The sequence below is a fragment of the Flavobacterium sp. MMLR14_040 genome (genome assembly GCF_033657265.1).
Taxonomy (GTDB): domain Bacteria; phylum Bacteroidota; class Bacteroidia; order Flavobacteriales; family Flavobacteriaceae; genus Flavobacterium.
Genome location: NZ_JAWVWO010000013.1, coordinates 77,904 through 92,446 on the forward strand (window position 1 = coordinate 77,904; position 14,543 = coordinate 92,446).

Annotated in this window: 9 protein-coding genes and 1 tRNA gene; 2 read left to right on the forward strand and 8 right to left on the reverse strand. The window is 34.9% G+C overall.

The window, feature by feature from the left end; genetic code table 11:
• Window positions 1-432 precede the first annotated feature (432 nt).
• On the forward strand, window positions 433-1,287 hold the full coding sequence (locus tag SD960_RS16815) for a hypothetical protein (protein WP_318804921.1): 855 nt from the start codon (window positions 433-435) through the stop codon (window positions 1,285-1,287).
• Window positions 1,288-1,450: 163 nt separating this feature from the next.
• Here the strand turns inward: SD960_RS16815 and SD960_RS16820 are convergent, their stop codons facing one another.
• The 4 genes from SD960_RS16820 to SD960_RS16835 form a co-directional block, all read right to left on the reverse strand.
• Window positions 1,451-2,251 (reverse strand): TatD family hydrolase, encoded by an 801-nt coding sequence (locus SD960_RS16820; RefSeq protein WP_318804922.1) that lies wholly within the window; start codon window positions 2,249-2,251, stop codon window positions 1,451-1,453.
• Between the two features lie 278 nt (window positions 2,252-2,529).
• Window positions 2,530-3,951 carry an RtcB family protein gene (locus SD960_RS16825; protein ID WP_318804923.1) on the reverse strand — a complete coding sequence of 474 codons (1,422 nt, stop codon included), beginning with the start codon at window positions 3,949-3,951 and terminating at the stop codon, window positions 2,530-2,532.
• 396 nt (window positions 3,952-4,347) lie between these two features.
• On the reverse strand, window positions 4,348-6,588 hold the full coding sequence (locus tag SD960_RS16830; protein WP_318804924.1) for a hypothetical protein: 2,241 nt from the start codon (window positions 6,586-6,588) through the stop codon (window positions 4,348-4,350).
• 245 nt (window positions 6,589-6,833) lie between these two features.
• Window positions 6,834-6,950, reverse strand: a tRNA-OTHER gene (locus tag SD960_RS16835).
• A 504-nt stretch (window positions 6,951-7,454) separates the two neighbouring features.
• Here SD960_RS16835 and SD960_RS16840 point away from each other — a divergent pair.
• Window positions 7,455-8,069 carry a hypothetical protein gene (locus tag SD960_RS16840; RefSeq protein WP_318804925.1) on the forward strand — a complete coding sequence of 205 codons (615 nt, stop codon included), beginning with the start codon at window positions 7,455-7,457 and terminating at the stop codon, window positions 8,067-8,069.
• A 197-nt stretch (window positions 8,070-8,266) separates the two neighbouring features.
• Here SD960_RS16840 and SD960_RS16845 read toward each other — a convergent pair whose 3' ends face one another.
• From SD960_RS16845 to SD960_RS16860, 4 genes are read right to left on the reverse strand one after another with little or no spacing between them, the layout of a single operon-like run.
• Window positions 8,267-8,743, reverse strand: coding sequence for a hypothetical protein (locus SD960_RS16845; RefSeq protein WP_318804926.1), 477 nt, complete (start codon window positions 8,741-8,743; stop codon window positions 8,267-8,269).
• Window positions 8,744-8,782: 39 nt separating this feature from the next.
• A complete protein-coding gene (locus SD960_RS16850; RefSeq protein ID WP_318804927.1) occupies window positions 8,783-10,915 on the reverse strand; it encodes an OmpA family protein in 2,133 nt (710 codons plus the stop codon).
• Between the two features lie 10 nt (window positions 10,916-10,925).
• Entirely contained in the window at window positions 10,926-11,861 is a 936-nt protein-coding gene (locus SD960_RS16855; protein ID WP_318804928.1) for a type IX secretion system membrane protein PorP/SprF, read from the reverse strand.
• 26 nt (window positions 11,862-11,887) lie between these two features.
• Window positions 11,888-14,521: a gliding motility-associated C-terminal domain-containing protein gene (locus tag SD960_RS16860; protein ID WP_318804929.1), complete on the reverse strand. Its 2,634-nt coding sequence runs from the start codon at window positions 14,519-14,521 to the stop codon at window positions 11,888-11,890.
• Window positions 14,522-14,543: the final 22 nt, after the last annotated feature.

Genomic DNA, 14,543 nt, shown 5'->3' on the forward strand with positions numbered 1-14,543 from the left:
TTATTTTGGGCTGTTTTTCTACCGACGAGTTATCCTGATGGGACATTTTTTTTTTGTTTTTTCTACCGATGTTCTGCTGGGATCTGTTTTTATGGGATTTATCATTAGAAAATCAAATACCTAACAGGTTTTAAAAACCTGTTATGGAACTTTAAATGCCAAAAAACTCTTTAGCATTCCTAGTACTTTCCTCTGCTAATATAATTCCCGAAACGCCTTTAAACTGTACAACAGTTGCTGTAAAAAAAGGCAAAGCAAATTTGTAACGGCATTGCTGTACTCAATTTCTCTTATTGCCCCTAATTTAAAAAATATAAATACCACGACTAAAAATCACTAAAAGTGGGTATTTCACACATCAAACTAAAAGGTTAAATTTGCGTCTTTTATCCTACAAATAAAACGTATTGTTTTTTATAATTAATTAATCTTATGGCAAATTTTTATGACTCTATAAAATGGGCAATAATTTGGGAATTTTTAAGCGAATTTATTTTACCTAATCTTGGCAAGGTTATACTATCGGTAATTCTATTTATTTTCTTAGGATTAATTCTCTCCACTATTTTTACTAGATTTTTATACAAAAAAAACTTTTTCCATAGAGACAGAAAGTATTATAATTGGATTGTCAAACTCTGGATTCCATATATTATAATCTTATTTCTTTATTTCTCAGCCATAATTGGTTGCTTATATAAAAGCCATTCTGTTTTATTAGAAGAAAAGAAAAATCTCTCAACGAAGCTTTATTCCATGACTTTTGGATCTTCATTTGCATCTGAAAAAAATTCTAAAGATTTTCTTGATCTTATTCAGAAATACTCAAATTTATCAGAAAAAACAAGCACAATTTTAACCTCAGCCTTACTTGAAAAGGTTCAACAAAAAAATACTGGAATAAAATCGATAGATAATTTCAAAAACTCATCTTCATCTTACCTGATTAAAACGTATCAATCAGAGATTTATGCAGCGTTTTTATACAGTATTTTAAAATCTACTGACGAAAAAATTGATATAAAAAATATAAAAGATTTACAGTACAGCGATTTTAAAATTCTCTTAAAAAATTTAAATAAAATAAATCCTCAAAAAATTGAGCAGTCCATTCAAGCTGAACTTGAAAACAAAATAGAAGTTACAATAAATTACGCGTACACAGAATTATTAAAGCATGAGCTAATACTTTTCATCCTTTTTTTAATTATTCCGTTTATAGAGTATTTTATTTATGTGAAATTTGTTAAAAAATCAGAAACGAATAAACAGATAGCTCCTCTCTAATTTTTATCAAATCCTGAATTGTTTTCCTTATACCGTTATTTTCAGAGCGATAAAAAAAATGCCTTTAAAAACAGTACAAATACTTTTTTTAACTTACTTTTTTGCCACAAAGACACTTTGACACATTTTTTTTATATGCTATTGTTTCTTCGTGGCAAAATCACTAAATCCCAAAAAAGTCTTTAGCATTCCTAGTAGTTTCCTCCGCAACCACAATCCCCGAAACTCCTTTAAACTGCGCCACGGTTGCTGCAACAAAAGGCAGAAAAGCAGGTTCGCAACGGCGTTCGTGGTATTTTTTGAGGAGATTGTTTGGCGTGTTTTTTGGGAGCATGAATGGCGCATCGGTTTCGATCATCATTCTGTCCAGCGGAACGTACTGAATCACTTCTTTTAAATGATCAAAACGTTTACTGTCTGATATTGCTCCGGTAAAACCGAGATAAAATCCGTTATCGAGATAGGTTTTGGCTTCGGGTAAAGTTCCGGTAAAACAATGTACAACGGCTTTTGGCAATTGTGGCAAATAGTCTTTTGTGATTTCCATGAACTTGTTAAAAGCCGCTCTTTCGTGCAAAAACAAAGGTTTCTGAACTTCGATTGCCAATTCTAATTGCGCTTTGTAACACGTTTCCTGAACATTTCTGGGCGAAAAGTCACGATCAAAATCGAGTCCGCACTCCCCTACCGAAACTACGTGTTTCTGTTTTAGTAAATTCCGCAGTTTCGAAATACTCTGCGCATCAAAACTCTTCGCATCATGCGGATGAATTCCTGCTGTCGAAAATAATATTCCGGGATATTCTTTTGCTATTCGTGATGATTCTTCACTGTTTCTTACGCTTGTTCCGGTGAGTATCATTTGCGATACATCGGCATCTAGTGCATTTTGTACGACATCGTCTATGTCGTTTTGGAATTGTTTATTGGTTAAATTAATTCCGATATCTATGTATGTTTTCATTTTTTTTGTTTTGCCACTAAGGCGCTAAGGCCAAAGTTTTTTTTAGTCTATTTTATTTTTTTTAATCGCACAAAGGCGCAGAGGCGCAAAGTTTTTTTTGGGTGGTTTGTCATTTCGACGGAAGGAGAAATCTCCGCAAGTAACTCAGTCATAAGAGTCAATCATTGTCGAGTTTTTTGCGAAGATTTCTCTCCCGAAGCCTCGAGATCGAAATGACATAAAAATGAGGCTAAACCTTTGTCCCTATGAACCTCTGCCTCTCTGAACCTTCAAAAAAACTAATCTTCTCTACTTCCATCATCCGCCATTCTCACCAATTTCGGGGTGAACTTGGCTACGACATCGACCAAATCCTGTTGTGCTTCCATCACCTGATTGATATCTTTGTAGGCCATTGGGGCTTCGTCAAGACCTGCTCCGATAAGCGTCACGCCGTGGTGTTGCAGAATCGATTTCATCTCGTTTTTTGTGATGTTTTTTATGGCTTGTGTTCGGCTCATTTGTCTTCCTGCGCCGTGTGAAGCTGAATTTATGGCGTTCTCCTCACCTTTTCCTCTCACCAAAAATCCCGGCGCTGTCATACTTCCCGGAATGATTCCCATCACGCCTTTTCCGGCCGGAGTTGCGCCTTTTCTATGCACGATTACTTCTTCGCCGTTCCACAATTCTTTCCAGGCAAAATTATGGTGGTTTTCGACTTTGGCTAAAATCGTTGCGCCCAAAGCTCTCTCCATTTTGTTATGGATAATTTCATGACAAGCCGAAGCGTAATCTCCAGCCAAATTCATCGCCATCCAATATTCCTGACCCAATTGTGAGTTCATATCCAGATAAGCTAAATTCTTAGCCACTTCCGGAAGTTTACAAACGTCTTTGGCCATTTTGGTATAATGTCCTGCAATTGTGGCGCCCATTCCGCGTGAACCGGAATGCGTTAACAAAGCCACATATTTCCCTTTTGGAATATTCAAAACCGCATCGTCTTTCGCAAATTCCATGATTCCGAATTCGACAAAGTGATTTCCACCACCCGAAGAACCCAATTGCGACCAGGCTTTATCTTTTAAATTCTTCACAAACGGAGTCATATTAAAAGTATCGTTTTCTAAAACCGCGTGATCTGATTTGTATTGTCCGTGGAAACCGTGTCCCGCTCCAAAAATGGAATTCGCAATTAATTCTTTTTTGAATTTGGCTTCGTTTTCAAAGTAAAAATCCTCCGCAATATCATAAACCGACAACGCCATTCTACACCCAATATCAACTCCAACACCATATGGAATAATGGCGTTTTTGGTCGCTAAAACCCCGCCAATTGGCAATCCGTAACCTTGGTGCGCGTCTGGCATCAAAGCTCCTGCAACCGTAACCGGCAATTGCATCGCTACTTCCATTTGTTTTCTCGCGCCATCTTCAATATGTTCTGCTCCGTAAGAAGCATAGGCATTTGGGTTTTGATTTAAAGCGATGAAATCTTCCGGTTTTTCATTTGCTTTTTCGATCAAAGCGATTGCCAGTTTGCTAAAAATAGCATCGTCTATATAGTTTTCTGGTGTTGCAAGAACGTTTTTGAAATTGGTTATCATTTCATCACGCTTCAAACCGTGTCTTTTGCTGTTTATTTTTAATGCGATTCCGATTATTTTTCCTTCAGGGAATCCTAATTCTATTATATCTGTACCGTTTATTTGTGTTTTCATTGTTTTTTGTATTTTGATAGTACAAAGGTTGTTTTGTTCTGCGCAGTTATTTTGCGTAGTTTTATTTTTATAAATTTCGCGCAAAGACGCAGAGGCGCAAAGTTTTTTTGTTCACGCAGATTTTGCAGATTGAGCAGATTTCTTTCCTTATTTTATGTTAACTCATTTTGTGTCATTTCGACAGAGGAGAAATCGCATCCAGAGAGCGACCTACTGTGTGTCTTCACTTTATGTGATCTCTCCTCTGTCGAGATGACAAACAGGAGGTTTACAGCTTCAATAAAACTTTGCGACTTCGCGACTTTTCGAGATTAAATTTACCACACTTTGTGAAGATGCACTGCAGTGCGCCTCTACAATAGACCTTTGTCACTTTGTAACTCTGTACCTTTGCCACTAATCTACCAATAATTGAGTAACTGCCGCAGCATTTATCGCCCATTTTGCATCGTAAACCTCATCGGCGTTTTGATCTTCGGTGATTGTTAAACCTTGGGCTTCCGCTTTAAGTTCTAACAATTTACCTATGTTCAATTTACTGCTTAATTTTGCCAATAACGCCTGAACTCCTTTAAAATCCAAACCTCCTACGACCTGACCTCCAAACGTCATTTCTAACCAAACGATTTCTCTTTTGGCTACATCCAACACTCCGAAAACCAAACCTTTGGCAACATTTTGCGTAACACGAACCTGATGATCTACACACGACGGATCGTAGGCAACTCCGGTTCTCTCAGAGATTTTCATCGGGTATTTACTGTCCATCCAACCTACCACCAAATTTGGCGAGATACTTCCGTTGCTGTACGCATTGCAGGTAAAAGTTACAAATTTTGCTTTGGCTCTCGCCAATTCGTCGATGTTGATATTGATGTATTCGGCTGTTCCAATTTTATTCGGAATATGTCTGATATCACCGCTATGTTTACAACCCACAGTTTCCAATCGGCTGAAAGAACAAATATCCGCTTTATCTTCGTAAGCGATATGACAGCTCAAGTCCATATCCAAATGCTGTGACGGCAAATCTTTTCCCCATTGCATAAACAATCGCACTTCGTTTCCTTCAATCGGGAAACGTGTTCCCATTAAAGCCACCGGTAAATCCTGAACGGTCTCGCTTCTATCACCAATCGAAACTGGCATATTAAACAATTGCGGATCGATATACATCGTTTTGTTTGGGTTTGCGATTGCTGCAAATCGCTGCTTCATCGCTAAAAGACACAATGCCTCGATTTGATTTTTCATAGCTTCTAGTTGTGCTTCGTCGTACAAATTCAATAATGTATTTGGTTCAATACGTTTGTTTGTTCCGCCCAAAGGTTTCACGCTTCTTTGCATGTTTTTATCAAAATAATTTTGAGCATACATGTTCAAAGTAAATACCAATCTGGCCGGAACTTTGTCGATGATTTGTTCAAAATGTGCCACAGTTTCGTCTGCACCAAACCATAACATATTCGAAAATAAAGAACGTGCAAACAACCCCGGACGCTGTTTTAATAAGGCAAATGTTTTATCGGCATCAAATTTTAATCTTGATGTGTTTACTTTACTTTGCCAAACATCATAAACCTGATTGTAAAATACATCCATCAAAAAAGCCAATTTTTCAAAGCCTTTTCTTTTGCTGTATTCTGCCAAACGCAACGCTCTGATCACACGAACCCACATTCCTCTTTTTGGATGCATGATTTCGCACATTGTTTCCACTTCCATATCTAAATTGTTCAACCAGTTTGCGACCATCAAACATTCTTTTCTAGAATATTTAAGTTTCAAATCTTTTGTTGATGCAATTTTTGCCTGCGCGCTTGTATCCGCGGCATAATATAAATGCTGAGCATTTTTAGACGTTCTTTTGATAATTGTTTTTGGTTCGATTATCTGCAATAAACCCGTATTCTTAAACCATAAATATCTTAAAATATCGGTTGGCGATTTAAAGTACTGAGATGCTTTTTCTGCCTGACCTTCTTCAATTAAAATATCGATTACCAACATTAAAGTTTCCTTCATGGCAATATCTACTTTTGGTAAAGGCAAATATTTCAAAGCCGTTTTTAAACTTTCTACCTGTGCAGCATCTAAAGCAGTTTTGGATTGCAATAACGATTTATAGAAATCTTGTAATTCCTTTTCTGACCATAAATCCAATACTTTTAATTTGCTTCCCTGACCGATGTTTTCGATTTTACCGAATTCAAATGGAGTTCCGCAAAACGGGCAACCGTTGTATCTTTCTAAAGGAAAAGTATTGTCCGGAATAATATGTCCGCATTCTAAAGTTGTTCCTCTTTTTATATTTAAAACATTCCAGAAATACGTCACCACATGATCCAAAACAGATTCTCCCGTTGGGATATTCCATTCTTTCACCAATGGTGTCCAGTTTTTATCGGTTCCTAAAACTTTTCTTAGTACTTCTAAAACTTCCACTTTATAGTTTGGGTTTACATTATTTAAAGCGTGCAATAACGATTCAGAAAATGTAAATCCAAGTTTTGAAACATTGGCCAATAAAACCGATGTTGTTCCTGATAAATTTTTGTTGTCATTCGCAATCATTTCTGATGGAATGAAAATGGCGTTTTGACGCAAACTGATTTTTAATAATTCTTTTGTTTTCATTTTTTTAATTTTTAAAATTTAGATAATGGTGTTTCTGATTTCTACCTAAAAGATTTTGAAGTAAGAAACACTTGACCTGAAATTTGAGTGTAATGGATTAACTAACATAAATGGGCTGTCGGGTTTCCCCGAAGAAGTAAGTTAATCTTGACCCTCATTTTTATTAATGATGATTTTAAAACTTGCCGGACTCGAACCGGAATTTACCAATTTACTAGAAGTAAGTTTTAATTGACCATTAATTGTGAAGCAGATGGGATTCGAACCCACGACCCGGACATTAAAAGTGTACGAAGTAAGTTTTAATTGACCTTTGAAGGATAATTTCAAAACTACCTGCTCTACCGCTGAGCTACTGCCTCATTTAAATTGAATAAAAAGGTAATGGTGTAAGTGTGTACATTGGAAAGTGTTTTCGAAGTAACTCAAACTTGACCTGTTTTATTCTTTTTTTTTATTTGTATGAACGTTTGTTTTTATTTCCTGAACAAAGATTTCAACATCACTACGCAATTATTTTGCGCAGTACAAAAAGAAGTTTATATTTGAGTAAAGATTAATTTATCAAAATAGTGTAAGTCCCAAAGGGATAGCATATTCATAGTTTTTCAGGGTTTATTACAAAACCCCGTGGGGTGACATTATTTTATTAATAAAAATAAAAACCAAAAATATCGCTCCGATGGAGCTTTTGTAGAATGCCTAAATAAGCTATAAATATTGAGCTCTCGCTGGAGCTACATTACTATACCGTATAAATTGGATATAAATATTGAGCTCGCTGGAGCTAAATTACTATACTGTATAAATTGGCTATAAATATTAAACTCCGATGGAGCTTTTCATCAGATTTAAATAAAAACAACATGAATTTAAAAGAAATATATTCTGAATTACTTACTAATATTGGTTTCAGAGAAAATGAAATTGAGCAAAATTGGTTAGATTTAAAAAAGTCATATTCCAATAAATCAAGACATTATCATAATATTACACATATAAAAGATATGGTGGAATGTTTTGAACTCTATTTTGATAATCTTCAATTTCCTAACGAAGTTTTATTTTCTATTTTTTATCACGATTACGTTTATAAAAGCAGTAAAAAAGATAATGAGTTCAAAAGTGCTGAATATGCTGTAAAAATTCTTCCAAAAGAAACGACTCTGGATTCGAAGTTGGTTTTAGATATGATTTGCGCCACGCAACAACATCAGCATAATAAAATTGAAGATATTAACTGGCTTATTGATTTTGATTTGAAAATCCTTGCACGCGATTGGAATGACTATCAAATTTATTTTGAACAGATTAGAAAAGAATATAGTATTTATCCCGATTTTCTATACAAACCCGGAAGAGCGAAGGCTTTAAAACATTTTTTGGAGAATGAATTTATTTTTCAAACTAAAATCTTTAGAGATTTGTTTGAAGAAAAAGCGAGAGCGAATATTGAAAAGGAGATTTTGTTATTATCGTAAAACATAAAACCTGACAAGTTTAAAAAACATAAGTGTTCGGAAGAGTTTAACAAGTATTAGAACAGGTATGATTTATTTGGTTTTCCATCACAGATCGCCACTATTTCTTTAAAATTTCTATATTTATGAAAAGATTTTAAAGGAGATTTCTTCTTCCGAACACTTATGTTTTAAAAACCTGTCGGGTTTAGCAGTAATTATTTACATTCAACAGTGTCGAATTTATATTTTACGCTTTCAAAATCAATAGGTTTATCTTTTACCAAATACGTGACCCCCATTGTGGTTTGCATTGTACCGTTTCCTAAAATCAACTGTTTGTCTCGTTTTAAAAGTGCCATTGGATTTTTGAAAACTCTGTCTTTGGTTGCTAATTCCTTAAATGTATAGTCTACAAATAATGTATCACCATGAAATTCTCCTGCAACTTCACCCGTTCTTACAGTTGAAGGTGCCACTTTCATTACCATATTTCCGGTTAACTTTCCGTTTTTTAAGGTATTTAGTTTTAAATCTATTGTGTCTTTTTCGTATATGGCCTTATAGCATTCACTGCTTACAATCTTTTCTCCCTCAGCTTTAACAGCTTCGATTTCTTTTTGTTTTTCTTCTTTTTTACAGCTTTGAAATCCGACTAAAGTCAGAAGCAAAAATGGTATGACTAGTTTTTTCATAATTATATTAAATTCAGTAGTTATTATACGTTGATGAATTTACAAATTTTTAATTACAAATTCACTTCTTCTGTTCAATTCATGATCTTCTTCTGAACAGGCTTCATCTGTTTTACATTTTATAATCGGCACAGATTCTCCGTAACCTTTGGCTGTAACTCTGTTGGCATTAATGCCGGATTGTATGATAAATTCTCTGGTTGAGCTAGCTCTTTTTTGCGACAAATCTTCATTGAATTTTGCATTTCCCCTTGAATCTGTATGTGATCCAATTTCGATTACCATTCCGGGATATTTATTCATTAAAAATACAACCCTGCTCAAAACCACTTTTGATTCTTTACGGATGTACCACATATTGTAATCAAAATAAATCGGATCTGTTTTGATAATCAATCTGTTTTTATCATCTTTTATAACATCTTTTTCCTGTTCTAAAATCTGTTTTATTTTTTCATTCTTTTTAACTTCGGCCGCTACAATTGCTGCTTCTTTGGCTTTTTTCTCTTTTTCTTTTAATTGAACAGCTACCAAAGCCTCTTTTTTCTTATTCTCTTCTTCTATAATAATTTCCTGTTTTCTTTTCTTTTCGGCATTTTCTTTTTCTTCCAGTTTAATTGCATCTAAAGATTTTAGCGCCAAAGATGCATCGTTTATTTTATTTCTGGTTTTGTCTAAAGATAAAGTTACAGACTCATTTGTGTATTTTTCCTTGAAAGCCGAAACTTTATAACCAGCTTCACAGGCAACTGTAAAACTAAATTTTCCATCTGCAGAAGTTGTAATGGTATTCAGGGTTTTATTTTCTGAATCCTGCAAAATTACTGTGGCATTTTCAAGCGCCAGTTTTGTATCAATATCTGTAATTGTTCCTGCGATAAATTGTTTACAATCTTCAACAATTAAGTCTTTGATTTCTTTAAACCAATAAATATCGTCGCTTCCTTTTCCTCCTTCTCTGTTTGAGGCAAAATATCCTTCTTTGGTATTTAAATTGATATTAAAGGAGAAATCATCCAAATTTGAATTTAATGGTAAACCAATATTGGTTGGTTTCGAATATTCACTTCCATTAATATCAGAAACAAAAACATCCAGTGATCCATATCCTAAATGTCCATCTGAAGAAAAATAAAGTTTATTATCATCAGAGGCAAAAGGAAATTGTTCTCTTTTATCTGTATTAATAACTGGTCCAAGATTTTTTGGCGTATCAAAAGCGCCTTTATTAATGTTTACCGAATAAATATCAAATGAACCTAAACTTCCGGGCATGTCAGATGCAAAGTACAGCACTTTTTCATCAGCACTCAAAGCCGGATGCTCTACAGAATAATTCGGACTGTTGAATGGAAGTGAAACAATATTTTTCCATTTTCCTTCTACCAATTCGGCTTTGAAAATTTGAAGATTTGAAATTTTCTGATCGTTCTTTTTCTTGCTTCCGTTTTTAGAATTATTTCGGGTAAAATAAATTGTTTTACCATCTTTTGTAAAAATAGCATTGGCTTCGTGTACGCCTGTTTTTAATTCATCTGCAAAATAAGTCACAATTGTTTCTGCAGAATTACTATTTTCAACCGGAACTTCTACCAGATTCAAATACGTTTCATTGTCCCATTTGTATTTTTTGTCGAACAATCCGGGTTTTAATTTCACGCCTGCAAAAACCAAATTGTCTTTGTATTTAACGGCTCCAAATTCAGAATTCGTTGTATTTATTGCGAGATTTTTGATATCAAATCTGTTCCCAATTGCTGATACATTTTCAAGTTCCTTTAATTCTTTACGAAAATAAACAGAATCCTGGCTATTGGCAGATTTTGCATAATACTCTTTTAAAACAACATTGGCATCAGCATAACTATTACTTGCTTTTAAGGTTTGAGCGTATCTAAAATAATATTGTCTGTCTAAATCTTTGTTATAATTGGTAACCAAAAGCCTGTAATAACGCTGTGCTTTAATTAAGTCATTTGTATAATAATAGGAATCGGCCAGATTTTTAATTACTTCCTGCGAAGGTTTGGTTTCCGCTAATTTTTGATATAAAATAATAGCTTCACTGTAATAGGTTTTATCAAAAAACCGTTTGGCTCTGATCAATTCCTGATCTTGTGCATTTACAAACTGTATTAAAAATACGAATATAATAACGAGTAGTTTTTTCATATTTTTCATTTTAAAAGAATCTAGGTGATTTATCAAATCCTTTTCCTAATAAATCCAGATCAAAAAGCAGCATAATTTCGTGTGTTCCTGAATTAAACTGTCCTAAATTTGAAAGTGTATAATCATATGCATAACCAACTCTAAGAGACGGCGTAACATTAATATTTACTAAAGCACTTATGGCATCATCAATTCTATACGCGGCACCAAATTCAAATTTATTGTTATAAAGTACGTTTGCTGTAATATCTATAGAAAGTGGTGCACCAGTAACATATTTGGTCATGAAGGCCGGTTTTAACTTCACCTTGTCACTGATTTGAAAAACATATCCGGCGGTTAAAAATGTATGAATATCTTCTGATCCAAAGGCGTTTATTCCTGATTTTTCTTCGATATGTTTCGTATTTAATAAGTTTGGCGCTGATAATCCCACATAAAAATTGTTTCTGAAAAAGTAAGCTCCTACTCCAATATTTGGTTTGGTTACATTTACATTTTCGGCGAAAGCCAAATCTGTTGAGGTATCACCACTTTGCAAAACAAAACCATTAAAATTGGTCTGAATCGATGAAAATCCTGCTTTTAAACCTAATGAAAGTCTGTTTTGTCCTCCTAAATTAAGTACATAGGCAAAATCAGCGTAGACATTATTTTCTTTTTTTGCTCCGTCGCCAATATCATCAGATATTAAAGACAAACCTACTTCGATTTTATCATTTATAGCTGTGTGACCAAAAAAGGTAAATGTTTTTGGAGCACCCACTGCGCCAACCCATTGTGTTCTGTATAGTGCGCCCAGATTTAGCATTGCCGGCATTCCAGAGGCATACGCCGGATTTACTACACTCATATTGTACATATAATGTGTATATTCCGGATCCTGCTGTGCGGACATTGAGATGATGTAAAAGAAAAAACTTATAAAAATTATGATTTTTTTCATTGAATTTATATTAATAAGGTAAGGAATTATCGATTTAAATAAAGGCGGCCTTGTTTAGGAGGTCTGTTGTCTTTATTAAAATTGAGAATATAAAAATAGACTCCGTTTGGCGCCATTCCGCTGCCAATTCCTTCTCTTTCATAATTTAAACCATCCCATCCCGGTTTACCATTAAAGCCTTTGTACATTCCGTTTCCATATCTGTTAAAAATTTCAATTGTATAATTTGGGTATAAAAATTCAATATTCGGAATGACATAAGTGTCGTTTACACCGTCACCGTTTGGAGAAAATCCGTCAGGAATAAAAAAGTCATTCGGCACATCATCGCAATCTGTTAGTGTCACTGTTACTTCAAGATAATCATAAGAAAAACAATCGCTTGTGCCTGAAAAATCAAAACCATAATATCTTCCCTGTTCTGTTAAAGCAGTTGTTGACGGCAATAAATTTCCGTTGTTTGGCGCATCGTACCAAACTATTGTTGCAGGAACATTTGTATTGTTAGATAAATCTGCAACCGTTGGAGCATTTAATCCGCAAAAATTCTGTCCGTCCGTATTTAAAACCGGAGCTGGCGTATCATTTATGGTAACCATTATCATAGTGGGCTCTGATGTACAATCGGAAGTTGTTACTTTGACCCAATAATTACCTGACTGCAAAACATAAGTATCTGCAAATGGAGTTGTTGATGTTGCTGAATCATACCATTTATACTGCGCACCATTTGGCTGTAAATTAGCAATAGTAGCACCATCAATTTTACAAAATTCCTGATTAATAGCGGTTGGAGCTGCAGGAATTGGGTTTATAGCAAACGGATCTGCTACGCCACTTACATTAACACCACATGTGGTAGCGTTATTTATTAAATTTGTAACTGTTGCAGTTGTGGTTCCTGTATTTAAAAGTAATGTGGAAGGAATTACAAAAGAAGCATTTCCGCCCGTTGGATTTAACACAATTGTCTGTACTGTTGATGGATTACTTCCGGAAAGTGTATAGGATAATGTTACGTCTGTTAAATTTCCTAATCCTGAAACTGAAGCCGAAACCGCATCTCCAAAACAAACATTAGCAATTTGTATTTTTAAATTGGCAATATTGGGTAAAGGATCTATAACAATATTTCCCTTTAAATTTGCCGTATTTGTACATAGTGATATTACGTGGGTAATATTAGTAATTGTTATTACACCGTTTCCGCTTCGTGAATTTAAAATATCCGGAATTGTAAAACTTGCCACGCCGCCTGTGAACGTAACTCTTACTGTTTGGAAATTAGCTGTATTGGCTCCTGAAATATTATAACGCAGGTCGTAAATACCGTCAATAATTTTTACTGCATTTGATATTACCGCCACAGCATCAGTATTCTGACACGTTTTTATTGGGTCAATTTTCGCTCCCGTGAGATCCGGAATTGGGTAAATATGAAGTACATCTGATAAATTATTAGTAACATTGGTACAGGCTCTTTGGCTATTCTGGGCAAATACATCAAGTATTGTTACTGTAAAATCTCCAACCTGTTTAAAATAATCTGATTTAATTGGAAAAAGAAGAATTCCGTTGGTAAAATTTGCTGTAACCGTTTCTGTACCTCCATTTGGTCCTGAAACACTAAATCTAACGTTATAAGTTCCATTTGGAATCGCAGCCGGACCTTTTGTAAGTCTGGCAGTATACGTTGCCGTTGGAATTTCTGTTTCGCATATATCAGGGCTAACAACAAGCGTTGCACCAGTAAGATCCAATTTTCTTTCGATTATAATTGTTATTTGTTCATCATCAGCATTACAAACTGCCTCCGGGGATAGAACGGTGTAATTGAAATTATAAGTGCCTGCTCCAAATCGGTTGTAAATTTTTTCAATGTCTATAACATGATCTCCGGTAAAAGTTAATTCTCCGGTTGGCCGAGGACCCATATCGGACCAAATACCATTGGGATCTGCATCTGTGAGCAAATTATACAAGTCATAATTGGTATAATTAGTTAAAGCATCGCTACAAATCAATAAAGGAGGTTTCGCATCTCCGGCTTCTGGTGCTCTTACAACTTTTACAAATACGGTTGCCTGAGGCGGAGCTGCACATGTACCTATAGCATCCATCCTGTAGGTATAAGAGTAAAGTCCGTTTAACTTGCTAACATTAACAGACTCCTCAATATCCTTATTGGTGCCGTTATCATGCCATTTTCCATTAAGCAGCGGACTAAGATATCTACCGTCAAAAGCCTGAAAAAGATTATAAGTACCTAATGCAGAACATATTATTGTTTGAGAAGGTCTTCCCGTATAACCGCCAATTGTAACATAAACGGTTGATGTATTATCTGTACAGCCTGCAATTCCATCTACTGTGTAGGTATAACTAAATACACCACTGTAGGAAATAGCATGTACATTTAAGAATCCGGTTGCAGGATCCAATCCTCCCATATCATAATCATCAGACCATGTACCACCCGGAGTCGCCGATGGTCCTAACAAAGAATATAAATTAACCGATGCGTTTGCAGCACTATCATAATCACAAATTGTCAATGCTGCATCATTTCCAGCACATTGAGCGTAAGTGGTTGTTGATAATAACGATAAAAAAACAAAAAACAAGGCAACTTGTAAGAAATTAGCGTATTTTTTGACCATAAATTATATTTTTGATAAACAT